General features: G+C 70.8%; 11 protein-coding genes. 4 read left to right on the top strand and 7 right to left on the bottom strand.

Going from position 1 to position 12,780, the window contains the following annotated elements; translation table 11 throughout:
• Positions 1–47 precede the first annotated feature (47 nt).
• The 3 genes from AB0M82_RS14930 to AB0M82_RS14920 all read right to left on the bottom strand — a co-directional run bounded on the left by AB0M82_RS14930 (position 48) and on the right by AB0M82_RS14920 (position 3,927).
• Positions 48–2,021 carry a M6 family metalloprotease domain-containing protein gene (locus AB0M82_RS14930; protein WP_364721701.1) on the bottom strand — a complete coding sequence of 658 codons (1,974 nt, stop codon included), beginning with the start codon at positions 2,019–2,021 and terminating at the stop codon, positions 48–50.
• 581 nt (positions 2,022–2,602) lie between these two features.
• On the bottom strand, positions 2,603–3,469 hold the full coding sequence (prmC, locus tag AB0M82_RS14925) for a peptide chain release factor N(5)-glutamine methyltransferase (protein ID WP_364721699.1): 867 nt from the start codon (positions 3,467–3,469) through the stop codon (positions 2,603–2,605).
• 107 nt (positions 3,470–3,576) lie between these two features.
• On the bottom strand, positions 3,577–3,927 hold the full coding sequence (locus AB0M82_RS14920; RefSeq protein WP_364721697.1) for a MerR family transcriptional regulator: 351 nt from the start codon (positions 3,925–3,927) through the stop codon (positions 3,577–3,579).
• A gap of 54 nt (positions 3,928–3,981) precedes the next feature.
• On the opposite strand from AB0M82_RS14920, the gene AB0M82_RS14915 reads away from it, so the two are divergent.
• Genes AB0M82_RS14915 through AB0M82_RS14900 form a run of 4 tightly spaced genes read left to right on the top strand, consistent with a single transcriptional unit; the run spans position 3,982 to position 7,729 of the window.
• Positions 3,982–4,779, top strand: a complete 798-nt coding sequence (locus tag AB0M82_RS14915) for a TIGR03619 family F420-dependent LLM class oxidoreductase (RefSeq protein ID WP_364721695.1) — start codon at positions 3,982–3,984, stop codon at positions 4,777–4,779.
• A 32-nt stretch (positions 4,780–4,811) separates the two neighbouring features.
• The gene (locus AB0M82_RS14910) at positions 4,812–5,819 is read left to right on the top strand and encodes a glycosyltransferase (protein WP_364721693.1); all 1,008 of its coding nucleotides are present in this window, start codon (positions 4,812–4,814) and stop codon (positions 5,817–5,819) included.
• Complete coding sequence (locus tag AB0M82_RS14905; protein WP_364721691.1) at positions 5,816–6,247, top strand: GtrA family protein; 432 nt, start codon at positions 5,816–5,818, stop codon at positions 6,245–6,247. Before AB0M82_RS14910 ends, AB0M82_RS14905 begins: the two co-directional genes overlap by 4 nt.
• An 18-nt stretch (positions 6,248–6,265) precedes the next feature.
• The gene (locus tag AB0M82_RS14900; RefSeq protein ID WP_364721689.1) at positions 6,266–7,729 is read left to right on the top strand and encodes a hypothetical protein; all 1,464 of its coding nucleotides are present in this window, start codon (positions 6,266–6,268) and stop codon (positions 7,727–7,729) included.
• Between the two features lie 23 nt (positions 7,730–7,752).
• Here AB0M82_RS14900 and prfA read toward each other — a convergent pair whose 3' ends face one another.
• From prfA to thrB, 4 genes are all read right to left on the bottom strand, one after another.
• Positions 7,753–8,823: a peptide chain release factor 1 gene (gene prfA / locus AB0M82_RS14895; RefSeq protein WP_364721687.1), complete on the bottom strand. Its 1,071-nt coding sequence runs from the start codon at positions 8,821–8,823 to the stop codon at positions 7,753–7,755.
• A 97-nt stretch (positions 8,824–8,920) separates the two neighbouring features.
• The gene (gene rpmE, locus AB0M82_RS14890; protein WP_364721685.1) at positions 8,921–9,148 is read right to left on the bottom strand and encodes a 50S ribosomal protein L31; all 228 of its coding nucleotides are present in this window, start codon (positions 9,146–9,148) and stop codon (positions 8,921–8,923) included.
• A 182-nt stretch (positions 9,149–9,330) separates the two neighbouring features.
• Complete coding sequence (rho, locus tag AB0M82_RS14885) at positions 9,331–11,340, bottom strand: transcription termination factor Rho (RefSeq protein WP_364721683.1); 2,010 nt, start codon at positions 11,338–11,340, stop codon at positions 9,331–9,333.
• A 410-nt stretch (positions 11,341–11,750) separates the two neighbouring features.
• On the bottom strand, positions 11,751–12,635 hold the full coding sequence (gene thrB, locus AB0M82_RS14880; RefSeq protein WP_364721681.1) for a homoserine kinase: 885 nt from the start codon (positions 12,633–12,635) through the stop codon (positions 11,751–11,753).
• Positions 12,636–12,780: the final 145 nt, after the last annotated feature.

Raw genomic sequence — 12,780 nt, 5'->3', positions numbered from 1 at the left:
GCCGCCGTGACCGGCCGGGCCGCCGCGCGGTGGCCCGGCCGGACGCGTCAGAAGCCGAACGCGGTGCAGCTCGCCGTCGCGGTCTTCGACGGGTCGCTCACCGACGTCGCGGTCAGCTTCACCCGCGCGGCCAAGTCGCCGTCCCGCGTCCGCTTGGCGTAGGCCGGCACCTTCACCTGCCCGCCGAACTTCGCCGTGGCCAGCTCGTTCGGCAACCGGACCTGCCAGCCCTTGGCGTCGGTCGACACGCTCAGCCGGTAGGTGTCGGTGTCGTACGGCGCCTTCGCGCCCTTCGCCGAGCCCGTGTTGAGCAGGCCGAAGTCGCAGGTCGCGAGCCCGCCGCGGGCGAACGCGGGCGCGGCCGGGGTCAGCGCCGCACCACGCGCCTGGGCGCCCGAGCCGTCCAGCGAAGCGACGGTGACGGTGTACGACAGGATGCCCTGGCGGTCCCGGTCGAGGCCGGTGATCAGGAACCGGAGCCGGTTCGCCTCGTCGGTGTACTCGTACGGGCTCGCCGCGCCGGTGCCCGCCTTGAACAGGGCGTCGTTGAGCTGCCGGTAGTCCCCGATGGTGATCTTCACCGGCGTCCCGTCCGGCTTCGTGTAGTCGGTGATGCCGATGTCGGCCGGGTTGGCGTCGATCACCCAGTCGAACGGGGCGTCGTCCTTGTCCTTCGTCTTGGTGATCATGACGCCCGAGTCCGGTGTGAAGGAGTCCGCGCCCATCCGGTCGACGACTTCGACGGTGTAGTTGTCGTAGCCGCCGCCGTCGCAGAACGGGTCCGTGGCGCGGTCGCACTTCGGCGCCTTGTCCCCGCCGGTGAGCTTGATGTTCAGCCCGGTGAACGTGCCCGGCCGCGCCTCGGCCGCGCGGGCGGTCAGGCGGGCCGACACCGGGCCGGTCTTCGCCAGCTCGTTCCGGTCGAGCCGCAGCACGTCCGCCGGGTCGACGATGCCGAGCTTCAGCTTGTTGCGCAGCTGGTGCTGGGCGCCCATCGAGCTGCCCTGCGTCGCCGGGATCTGCCAGCGGGTGTGCGGGCCGCCGGGACCGTTGAACGTGCCGCGCGACAACATGTCCCACGGTCCGCTGTAAGCGCGCGAAGGCGGGTTTCCGAACGGGTTGTTGTAGTTGTCGCCGATGCCCAGGATGTGGCTGAACTCGTGGGCGTAGGTCGACTGGCCCGAGCTCTCCGCCTGCACGGAGCTGCCGTTCTGGGCGTTCGGCCAGATGCTGGCGGCGGACTTCCACGACGTCCACGGCACGTACCGGGTGGCGGCGTAGTTGGGCAGGTCGTGGTTCGGCGGCCCGAAGGCGTCCGGCACGTTCTCCTTGGTGCCGAACTTCATCTCCCCGAACTCCTGCCAGGTCGAGCTCTCGTCCTGGCCGGCGGAGAGGTAGAAGACGAAGTCGAACTGCTTCGCGGTGTCGCCGACGTCGGCGCGCCAGGCGTCACCCGCGTCCTTGCGGAGGTCGCGAGCGCAGTTCGCGCCGGGCGGGCACGCGCCGGGCTGGAACTCCATGCCGTACTCGTAGGACTTGCCGGGCATCCGGTACGGCCCGAACGCGGTGAGCTGAACGCCGAACCGGCCGCCGGAGTCCTCCATCCAGTACTCGTTGATGGTGTGGCCGTTGTTCAGGGCTTCCGGCTTGTTGAGGAAGTCCTGGTAGTACTGCGCGACCTGGGCCCGCGGGAGGTCCGCCGCGGCCGGCGAGGGGTTGCCGAACACGGTCGAGCGCGCGGGCTGCGTGACGACGAAGTCCTGGTCCGGGTAGTCGGCGAGGACGACGGCGCCCTTGAAGGTGCGCTGGGTCGGCTCGAGCGCCGGGTCGGCCCAGTCGGTGCCGGGCACCTTGCGGTAGTCGGACCAGGTCATGTGGTCCTGGTTCTCCCAGCGCGCGGCGTCGACCGGGGCCGGCCAGTCACGGGAGAGCGGCTCCGCCGCCGCGGTGCCCGTGCCGAGCCCGGTCAGGACGGTGACCGCGGCGAGCAGGGCGAGCGCTTTCGGGGTTCTGGGGCGCATCTGCGGCTCCTTCACTGGGAACCCACGGGGGTGGTGGTTCCCGGTGATCGACCGTATTGAGCCGCGCTGTCGGAGTTCTGCCGCGACGGGAGGTTTACCCGCTTGCCCCACAACGAAAGTCTGGCCGGTTTGTCATGACGGCCGCGGTTTCCCGAGCGACCTCGGCGAGGGGCTCGGCAAAGTCGCTTCCCGCCGCATCCGGGCGGCCTCCCCACCCGGCTTGGTGTCGCGAATGACTCATTCGGGCAAGGCCGGGCAGTTAGCTGCGGCAGCGAGCTGTCAAGCTGCCCGATTAGCCCGATTGACCCGATTTCAGGGGCTCGCCCACGGCCGTGAATGTCGCATTGAGGGACTCTATGTCCCTCAATGGGCCATTCACGGCCGTTCCGTTGACCGCTTGCGCGGCAGAGGAATCCTTAACTACCCGGCCCTGCGCGAATGAGTCATTCGCGACCAAGGAACCCCCTCGCCAAGAGACTTCGCCGGAACCCCGGGGCATCGGCGGGGGCGCCCGCTCCGGCACCCGGCCAAAGGCTCCGGAACTGTCGGTGCCCGCCGGTAGCGTGGAAAACGGGGGCTGCTCAGCCCAGGCGGCGAGCCGTGACGAAACGGGCCCGGCCCGTGAGGTCCGCGTGGTCCTCGACGCCCGTCAGCACGCGCCGCGCCCGGACCAGTGCCGGGACCGCCGAGCCGTGCGTGTCGTCGTGTTCGATCGCCAGGCCGCCGCCCGGGCGCAGCAGCCTCGCGCCCGCCGCGATCGCGTGGCGGATCACCGCCAGCCCGCTCTCCTCCGCGAAGACCGCGCGCGGCGGGTCGTGCTCGGCGACCTCCGGGGGCACCGGCGTGCCCTCCGGGACGTACGGCGGGTTGCACAGCACCAGGTCGACCAGGCCGTCGAGCTCGGCGAACATCGTCGGGTCGCTGATGTCGCCCGAGTACAGCCGGATCGGGGTGTTGCCGGCGTCGGCGTGCACGTCGGCGTTGTGGCGGGCCCAGGCCAGCGCCTGCGGGTCGACGTCCACGGCGTAGACGACCGCGTCCGGCCGCGCGTTCGCGACCGCCAGCGCGAGGGCACCGGAGCCGGTGCACAGGTCCACCACGACGGGGAACTCCCGCCCCAGCAGGAACTTGACGCCCCACTCGAGCAGCAGCTCGGTCTCCGGCCGCGGCACGAAGACCCCGGCCCCGACCGCGACGGTGATGTCCCCGAGCGCCGCCCAGCCGGTCAGGTACTGCAGCGGGATCCGCTTGGCGCGCTGCTGGACGAGCTGCCCGATGGCTTCGACGACCGGCGGATCGACCAGCGGCACCATCGGCAGCCGCCCGCGTTCGACCCCGAGCACGTGCGCCGCGATCACCTCGGCGTCGAACCGCGGCGAAGCGACGCCGGCGCGTTCGAGAATCCGGGTGGCCTCGATGATGGCCAGGCGCAGCGGCTGCCGGTTCACTCGTCGTCCTTCACCTCGTCAAGCCTGGCACACCAGGAGGAACTCCCACGTGAGGACACGCGCCGGTCCTACGCCGTCCAGCGTATCGAGAGAGCCCGGCGGGCGGTTCAGCGCTCGGCCGTGTCGAGGTATCCGGCCAGCGTGCGGCGCCGCCGCTCGAGCACGCCGATCCGGTCGTCCATCGCGGTCAGTTCGCGGCGCAGCAGCCGTGAGAGGTCCGGGCACACGTCCAAGTGGGCCTCCTCGCCGCTCGCGCACTGCAGCGCCGAAGCGATGACCTCGGTGTTCAGCCCCGCCTCGAGCAGACGGCGGATCTGCCGCACCCGGACGACGGCGTCCTCGTCGTAGGCCCGGTAGCCGTTGCTGTCGCGCGACGCCGTCAGCAGGCCCTGTTGCTCGTAGTAGCGCAACAGCCGCGTGCTGACGCCGGTGTGTTCCGCGAGCTCGCCGATCCGCACGTGACCCCCGCAAGGTTGACCTTCACACCGATGTCAATGCCTAACGTCGTGGGCATGACCGAACATTTCCTGGACGTCGTGCTGCCGAACGAGCAGCCGGACCTCGATCCCGCGCGGCCCGCCGAGCTGGCCCGGCTCGCCGAGGGCCTCGGCTACCGGACCGCCTGGCTGCCCGACCACCTCATCCCGCCGGGCGCGTACGGCGAGGTGTTCGGCGGTGTCTACGAGCCGCTGGTCACGCTCGCCCACGTCGCCGCGCGGACCAGCCGGATCCGGCTCGGGACGTCGGTGCTGATCGTGCCGCTGCGGGAGCCGTTCGCGCTGGCCAAGCAGGTCGCGACGCTCGACCGGCTCGCCGGGCACCGGTTCGACCTCGGGGTCGGCAGCGGCTGGAACGAACCCGAGTTCGCCGAGGTCGGCGCCGACTTCGGCGAGCGGGGCAGGCGGACCGACGCGACCCTCGACCTGCTCGCCGACCTGTTCCGCACCGGCCGCGGCCCCGGCGGCGGGTACTTCGAGCCGCGGCCGGCCGGGCCCGTGCCGATCACGGTCGGCGGCAACTCCGTCGTGGCGCTGCGCCGCGCCGCGCGGATCGGTTCGGGGTGGATGAGCGCCGGACTGTCCCCCGCCGAATTCGGCCAGCGCGTCGAACGGCTCCGCGGCCTGGTAAACGGCCGCGAAACACGGTGCGTCGCCAGAATGGAATGGGACGGGACCGATCTCGCCGCCGCCGTCGCGCGATATCGCGCGTATATCCTGGCGGGGGCGGACGCGGTGGCCGTCCACTTCGGCCCGGCCGAGGCCTGTGAGCAGCGGATGACCACGTTCGCCGAGGCCGTCGCCGGACCTTAGGATGCCCGAGACGCCGACCCACGGGAGCGCCAGTGCCGACCGAGCCGACCAAGCGCCACCGGGTCGCGTTCATCTTCCCGATCTACGACGAGGAAGCGAACATCGACCTGCTGCACCGCACGGTCGACGAGGTCACCGCGCCGGTGGCCGGCCGGTACGAGTTCAGCTTCGTCTACGTCGACGACGGCAGCCGGGACGGCTCCCTGGCCCGGCTCACCGAACTGGGCGCGCGCGACACGCGCGTCACGGTCGTCGAGCTGTCCCGCAACTTCGGGCACCAGATGGCCGTCACCGCGGGGCTCGACCTGGTCGACGCGGACGCCGTGATCATCATGGACAGCGACCTGCAGGACCCGCCGCGGGTGGCGCTCGAGCTGCTCGAGAAGTGGGAAGAGGGCTACGACGTCGTCTACGCGCAGCGCCGGTCGCGCCAGGACCCGACGTTCAAGCGGTTCACCGCGAGCGCGTTCTACTGGTTCCTGCGGAAGATGGCGGCGGTCGACATCCCGAAGAACACCGGCGACTTCCGCCTGGTCGACCGCAAGGTCGTCGACGAGCTGCGCAAGTACCGCGAACGCGACCGGTTCCTGCGCGGCCTCGTCAGCTACGTCGGGTTCAAGCAGACGGCGGTGCTGTTCGACCGCGACAAGCGGCACGCCGGCGTCACCGGCTACCCGCTGACGAAGATGCTGCGCTTCGCCGCCGACGGGATCCTCGGGTTCTCGGTGACGCCGCTGCGGATGATCACGCGGATGGGGTACCTGATCTCGCTGGCGAGCTTCGTCGGCGTCCTCTACGTCATCGGCGTGAAGCTGTTCGCGCCGGAGACCGCGGTGCCCGGCTGGGCGTTCATCACCATCGCGATGTTCTTCCTCGGCGGCATCCAGATCATCATGCTCGGCGTGCTCGGCAGCTACGTCGGCCGCACGTACTCGCAGGTGCAGAACCGGCCGCTGTACACGGTGGCGTCGGTGCGCACCGGCGCCGGGGAGCCCGCCGGCGCGGAAGCGGGCGAAGACAGCCGGAGCGCCGCCCGATGAGGCTCGTCACGGCCACGCAGGTGCGCTTCGGGATCGTCGGGATCGGCAACACGCTCGTCGACGTGCTGGGCTACGCGCTGCTGGCGACGCTGGGCGTGCCGACGTTCCTCGCCAACTTCGGCTCGACGACGGCGGGCATGCTGCTGTCGTTCACGCTGAACCGGAACTTCACGTTCCGGGCGAAGGACGGCGACCTCCGCCGCCAGGCACTGCTGTTCTTCGGGGTCACCGCGTTCGGGCTCTGGGTGGTGCAGTTCTTCGTCATCCGGCTGGTGAGCCACCTGTTCCCCGGTGTCAACCTGCTGGTGCCGAAGGGCGCCGCGATCGTCGTCGGGCTGTTCTGGAACTACCTGCTCTACCACTACGTCGTGTTCCGGCACCGGCCGGTGAGCCCGGTTCCCGGTGCGACACCCGCCGACTCAGCGTGATCTCGTACGCTGTTCCGGGTGCGATTCCGTGAACTGCGCTTCGGCCTGGGCGTCTTCGTCCTTTCCCTCGGCGTGCTGCTGGTGCGGTTCCTCGTACCGAGGCCGATCGGGATGGCCGACAACGGCGACGGCTGGCGGCTGCTGTGCGACCTCGGCGGCCGGCACCCCGAGCTCAAATCCGAGTTCTACGTGCACTTCAGCTACGGGCCGGGTCAGGCCTGCCGCAGCGACTACATCTCGAGCCAGGCGTGGCTCGACTGGTTCGCGAGCAAGCTGGGGAAGGTGCTCGGCTCGTCGGCGGAGCTCAACCTGCTGGTGCTCGGCGCGATCACGTGCGTGCTCGTCGCGGTGGGTGTCGCGGCCACCGTCCTCGGCCTGGAGCTGAGCCGCCGTAACCGCGTCATCGCCGCGGTGCTGCTGCTGCTCGTGATGGCCGATTCGGCGTTCTTCGGCTACTTCGCCTCGGTGCTCAGCGAGGGCGCCGGGTTCCTGGGGATGCTGCTGATCGCGGGCGGGCTGCTGCTGATGCACCGCACGGGCGCCTGGCGGTACTGGGGCGCGGCGCTGACCGTGGTGGGCGCGCTGATCGGCATCAACGCGAAGTCGCAGACGCTGCTGCTGATCCCGCTGTTCGTGCTGGCGCTGGCGCTGATCCGGCCGCTCGGGAAGCGGGGCCTCGCGCGCTGGGCGCTGCCGCTGGGCGTGCTGGTGGTCGTCGGCACCGGCACGGCGCTGGTGCAGTCGCAGGGCGATCCGGCGAACGCCGAGTACCGCGAAGCGAACATGTACCACGTGGTGTTCGACAGCATCGTGGACGGCAAGCACGACACGGGCGCCGACCTGGCGGCGCTGGGCCTGCCGCCGAGCGCGAAGAAGTTCGTCGGCACGGGCTGGTGGGAAGCGAGCCCCTGGAAGGACGCGGACTACAACGGCTTCCGCGACAAGATCAGCCGCCGCAACGTGGTCCAGTACTACTCCTCGCACCCGCTGCGCACGCTGCAGATCCTCCAGCAGGGCGCGGTGGACACGCTCACGGCCCGCCCGGCGCGGCTGGGCAGCTTCGCCGACACGTCCGGGCTGCCGCCGATGTCCCAGGAACACCGCGTGCCGGTGCTGTCGGGGCTGTCCGCGCTGGCGGCGCCGCTGGGGCTGTTCCTGCTGGTCCCGTTCTGGCTGCTGATCGGCTGGGCGGGGGTCCGGGCCTTCCGCCGTCGCGGGCGCGAGTACGGGGTCGTGGTGTTCTTCCTGCTGCTGTTCGCGGTGGGGCAGTTCGGGCTGTCCGCGCTCGGGGAGGGCGTCGAGGGCGTGAAGCACCAGCTGCTGACGCTGTTCCCGACCTTCCTGGCGGCGGTGTTCGCGGTGCTGAGCTTGTTCCCCCGGCCGGCTCCGCCGGTGCGAGAAGAAGCTGCTCAGGAGGAGCCGGAGCCGGCGACCGAAGTGTTCGACGCGTTCCGCGAGCCGGAGGAGCCCGCCGTCCGCTGAGCGGGCGGCGGGGCCGGGGATCGTCAGCCGGACTGCGAGGCCAGGCGTTCCTCGCGGTCCGCCGTCGCCAGTGCGTTCAACACCCCGTCGAGGTCGCCGTCCAGGACCTGGTCCAGGTTGTACGACTTGTAGTTCACCCGGTGGTCCGAAATCCGGTTCTCCGGGAAGTTGTACGTGCGGATCCGCTCCGAGCGGTCGACCGTGCGGACCTGCGAACGGCGAGCGTCGGACGCCTTGGCGGCCGCCTCCTCCTCCGCGATCGCCTGCAGCCGGGCCTGCAGCACCTGCAGGGCCCGCGCGCGGTTCTGGATCTGGGACTTCTCGTTCTGGCAGGACACGACGATGCCGGTCGGCAGGTGGGTGATCCGCACCGCCGAGTCGGTCGTGTTGACGCTCTGGCCGCCGGGGCCCGACGAGCGGAACACGTCGATGCGCAGGTCGTTCGGGTCGATCTCGACCTCGACCTCCTCCGGCTCCGGGTAGATCAGCACCCCGGACGCCGACGTGTGGATGCGGCCCTGTGACTCGGTCGCCGGCACGCGCTGGACGCGGTGGACGCCGCCCTCGAACTTGAGGCGGGACCAGACGCCGTCGACGTCGGCCGTCCGGCTCTTGATCGACAGCGTGACGTCCTTGAAGCCGCCCAGGTCGGAGTCCACCGAGTCGAGGACCTCGGCCTTCCAGCCGTGGCGCTCGGCGTAGCGCAGGTACATCCGCAGCAGGTCGCCGGCGAACAGGGCCGACTCCTCGCCGCCCTCGCCGGACTTGATCTCCATCACGACGTCGGAGCCGTCGTACGGGTCGCGCGGCAGCAGCAGCTCGGTGAGCTTCGACTCCAGCTCGGGGATCCGCGCGGCCAGCTCCTCGGCCTCCGCGGCGAACTCCGCGTCCTCCGAAGCCATCTCCCGCGCGGCCGCGAGGTCGTCGCGGGTGGTGTCCAGCTCGTGGACGGCCCGCACCACCGGCGTCAGCTCGGCGTAGCGGCGGCCGAGCTTGCGGGCGCGCGCCTGGTCGGCGTGCACCGCCGGATCCGCCAGCTGCGTCTCCAGCTCCGCGTGTTCGGCGAGCAGCCCCTTGAGCGAGCTCGAATCCACCTCTGCCACCTCTCAGCCCGGGAAAGACCAAACACGACCGTGCCTGTTCAAAGAAACGGCGCCCACCCGGATGACCGGGTGGGCGCCGTTGATCAAGCTACTTGGCGTCGGCCGACTTCTGGCGCTTGCCGTAGCGAGCCTCGAAGCGCGCGACCCGGCCACCGGTGTCCATGATCTTCTGCTTGCCCGTGTAGAACGGGTGGCAGTTCGAGCAGATCTCGACGTGGATGTTGCCGCTGGTCTTGGTGCTGCGCGTGGTGAAGCTGTTACCGCAGTCGCAGTTCACGTTCGTGACCACGTACTCGGGGTGAATACCGCTCTTCATGGTGTCCTCTCTCGTTGGCTCCGGGTCCCCAGCAGTTCTCTCGGGGTGAACCGGCGCCGGACTTCAGCGGGTGATTCTGCCAGACGGGCTGACGAGTACTGGAACGTACCCCGCTGACCAGCTATTCCCGACGCGGAAGGGCCTCCCCAGGCACCCCGGGAAGGCCCTTCCGCAGTCAGGACTCAGTCGTCTTCGCCGCCGCCGAGGGCGGTCTTCGACACCTGCATCAGGAACTCGGTGTTCGTCTTCGTCTTGCGGAGCCGCGAGATCAGCAGGTCGATGGCCTGCTGCGAGTCGAGCGCGTGCAGCACCCGGCTCAGCTTCACGGTCACGGCCAGCTCGTCCGGATTGAGCAGCAGCTCGTCCTTACGAGTACCGGACGGGTTGACGTCGACAGCCGGGAACACGCGGCGCTCGGCGATCTTCCGGTCGAGCTTGAGCTCCGCGTTACCGGTGCCCTTGAACTCCTCGAAGATGACCGTGTCCATCGTCGAACCGGTCTCCACCATCGCCGTGGCGAAGATGGTCAGCGAGCCGCCGTTCTCGATGTTGCGCGCCGCGCCGAGGAACCGCTTCGGCGGGTAGAGCGCGGTCGAGTCGACACCACCGGACAGGATCCGGCCGGACGCCGGGGCCGCCAGGTTGTAGGCCCGGCCCAGGCGGGTGATCGAGTCGAGCAGCACGACGACGTCGTGGCCCATCTCGACCAGGCGCTTGGCCCGCTCGATGGACAGCTCCGCGACCGAGGTGTGGTCCGCCGGCGGCCGGTCGAAGGTCGAGGCGATGACCTCGCCCTTCACCGAGCGCTGCATGTCCGTGACCTCTTCCGGACGCTCGTCGACCAGGACGACCATCAGGTGGCACTCGGGGTTGTTCGTGGAGATCGCGTTCGCGATGTCCTGCATGATCGTGGTCTTACCGGCCTTCGGCGGCGACACGATCAGGGCACGCTGCCCCTTGCCGACCGGCATGATCAGGTCGATCACGCGGGTCGTGAGCTTGTGCGACTCGGTCTCGAGGCGCAGCCGCTCGTTCGGGTACAGCGGGGTCAGCTTGGTGAAGTCGGGGCGGCGCTTGGCCTCGTCCGGCTCCAGGCCGTTGATGGAGTCGACGCGCACCAGCGGGTTGAACTTCTGCCGCTGCTGCTCGCCGTCGCGCGGCTGGCGCACGACACCGGTGATGGCGTCACCGCGGCGCAGGCCGTACTTGCGGACCAGCGACAGCGAGACGTACACGTCGTTCGGGCCGGCGAGGTAGCCGGAGGTGCGCACGAACGCGTAGTTGTCCAGCACGTCCAGGATGCCCGCGACGGGCAGCAGGACGTCGTCCTCGCGGATCTCGGTGTCCGGCGAGCCGGCGTCACGCTGGCCGCCCCCGCTGCCCCGGCGACGGCGATCGCGGAAGCGACGGCCGCGGCGGCCGCCTTCCTCGTCGTCGTCCTGCTGCTGGGCCCGGTTGTCGCGGTTGTTTTCCTGCCCGCCACCGCGGTTGCCGTCCTGCTGGTTGCGCTGACGGCCGCCGTCCTGGCGGTTGCCGTCCTGGCGGCTGTCATTGCGGTTGCCGCCCTGACGCTGCTGGTCGCGGTTGCCGCCGCCCTGCTGGCGGTCGCCACTCTGGCCCTGCTGGCGCTCGCCGCTCTGCTGGCGCTCGCCGCTCTGCTGGCGCTCGCCGCTCTGCTGACGGTCGCCCCCGCTCTGGCCGTCGGGAGCCCCGGCGGCGCGGTTCGAGCCACGACGACGGCGGCTGCGGCCACCCTCCTCGGGCTGGCCGTCCTGACCCTGCTGGCCGTCCTGCTTGTCCTGCTGCGGGCGCTCGGCCTGCGGCTGGACGTCCGCCGGCGGCGCGCTGGCCCTGGCCTCGGCCTTCGGCTCCGGCTTGGTCTCGACCGGGGCGGCGGGCGCCTCGGCCTTGGGTGCGGCCGCCTTGGGCGGCTCGCCGACGCCCTCGAGCGGCAGCGTCTCGGCCGCCGCACGCGGCTTGCGGGACTTGCCCTGACGCTCGCGGATCGCGGCGATCAGGTCACCCTTGCGCATGCCCGTCGTCTCGCCGACGCCGAGTTCCCCAGCCAGCGAACGCAGTTCGGCGACGGTCTTGCCGGTCAGCCCGCCGACCGTCCGCTTGGGAGCGGGGGCGGTGCCGTTCGATCCGGCCGTGTCGCTACCCACTTCGCTCAAAAGATCGGTGTTGCTCACACATGTCCTTCCTGACCGATCCACGCCTCCAGGCGGATCAGCGGACTGCCGCTCGCTTCTGATCGCGAACCGGCGTATCTGCCCCCTGATACGGGAGATGAGCTCTTCGGCCGTGCGAAACACAGCGGGAGCGCCTCCACCACAGGGGTTTGCGTCCTCCATTCGGAGGACACGGAATTCGGCACCGCCGAGACCGGAAACCCGCCTGCGTCCCTCCGCGTTACCCCGCGTGCCAGGCGGTGCGGATTCGGCGGATCGACGAAGGATGCGATCCGGGAGATTTCCCGGGACCGGCATCGGGTGCGGAAACGCACGGTGATCGAACGCCCCCGAGGGTAGACCGCGCGAGTGCCGGGTGCAACAACCACCCCCCGCGTGGCGGCCTCCACCCCGTGCACGTGACCCAGCCTTTACTGAGCCGCAACCTGCACACCCGTGAGATCCACGGGCAGCTCGAGGACTTCGAAGCCCGTGACGTCCACCTCCGGCGGGAGTGTTCCGGCGGTGGTCAGCGCGAGCACCGTCGGACCGGCGCCGGAGATCGTGGCAGGCACGCCGTGTGCACGCAGCGTGCTCACCAGCGCGGTGCTCGCCGGATACGCGGGAGCGCGGTAGTGCTGGTGCAGCCGGTCTTCGGTGGCGGCCAGCAGGAGCTCCGGTTTCGCCGTCAGCGCGTGCACGGCGAGCGCGGCGCGGCCGGCGTTGTGCGCGGCGTCGGCGTGCGGCACGGTGGCCGGCAGCAGGCCGCGCGTGGTCGCGGTGGCCGAGCGCACCGACGGCACGGCCACGACCGGGCGAATCGACGCGTGCGGCGTCAGCCGCTCGGCGTGGAACTCCCCGCCGTCGCACCAGGCCACGACGAGCCCGCCGAACAGGCTCGCCGCGGCGTTGTCGGCGTGGCCTTCGAAGCCGGCGGCCAGCTGCAGCGCGCCGGACGCGTCGATTTCCCGGCCCGCCAGCGCGTACCCGGCGGCGACGCCGGACACCACCGCGGCCGCGGACGAGCCGAGCCCGCGCGCGTGCGGGATCGCGTTGAAGCAGCTCAGGTGCAGGCCGGGCGGCTCGACACCGAGGTGCGCGCAGGTCCGCCGGATCGCGCGCACCACCAGGTGGGTCTCGTCGGTGGAGACGTCCGCGACCCCGCCCGCGCCGGCGTCGAACACCTCGACCTTGAGCCCCGAGCCGGTGGCCCGCACCTCCACGACGTCGTGCAGGCCCAGCGCCATGCCGAAGGCGTCGAAGCCGGGCCCGAGGTTCGCGCTGGAGGCCGGGACGGTCACCTTGAACGCGGTCATGAATGCGCCCCAATGTGGCGTTGGTTGCGTTGGACGCACCCAATGTGGCGCAGTGCGGGTGTCAGCTCTACGGCTGCGGTGAACGCTCCCATACCGGCCAGGGCCAGCGCCGGGGGCATGGGGGCGATGCTCATGAGCAGGCCAC

Origin of the sequence: Amycolatopsis sp. NPDC051128 (assembly GCF_040682715.1) — a bacterium.
Lineage (GTDB): Bacteria > Actinomycetota > Actinomycetes > Mycobacteriales > Pseudonocardiaceae > Amycolatopsis.
Note: the sequence above shows the minus strand (reverse complement) of the source record. Positions and strands in the feature narration are given on the sequence as shown.

Bases quoted from the DNA above. Each gene is read 5' to 3' on its own strand.
- AB0M82_RS14930 (WP_364721701.1), bottom strand. From the start codon at position 2,021: ATGCGCCCCAGAACCCCGAAAGCGCTCGCCCTGCTCGCCGCGGTCACC.
- AB0M82_RS14915 (WP_364721695.1), top strand. From the start codon at position 3,982: ATGACCGAACATTTCCTGGACGTCGTGCTGCCGAACGAGCAGCCGGAC.
- AB0M82_RS14905 (WP_364721691.1), top strand. From the start codon at position 5,816: ATGAGGCTCGTCACGGCCACGCAGGTGCGCTTCGGGATCGTCGGGATC.
- rpmE (WP_364721685.1), bottom strand. From the start codon at position 9,148: ATGAAGAGCGGTATTCACCCCGAGTACGTGGTCACGAACGTGAACTGC.
- thrB (WP_364721681.1), bottom strand. From the start codon at position 12,635: ATGACCGCGTTCAAGGTGACCGTCCCGGCCTCCAGCGCGAACCTCGGG.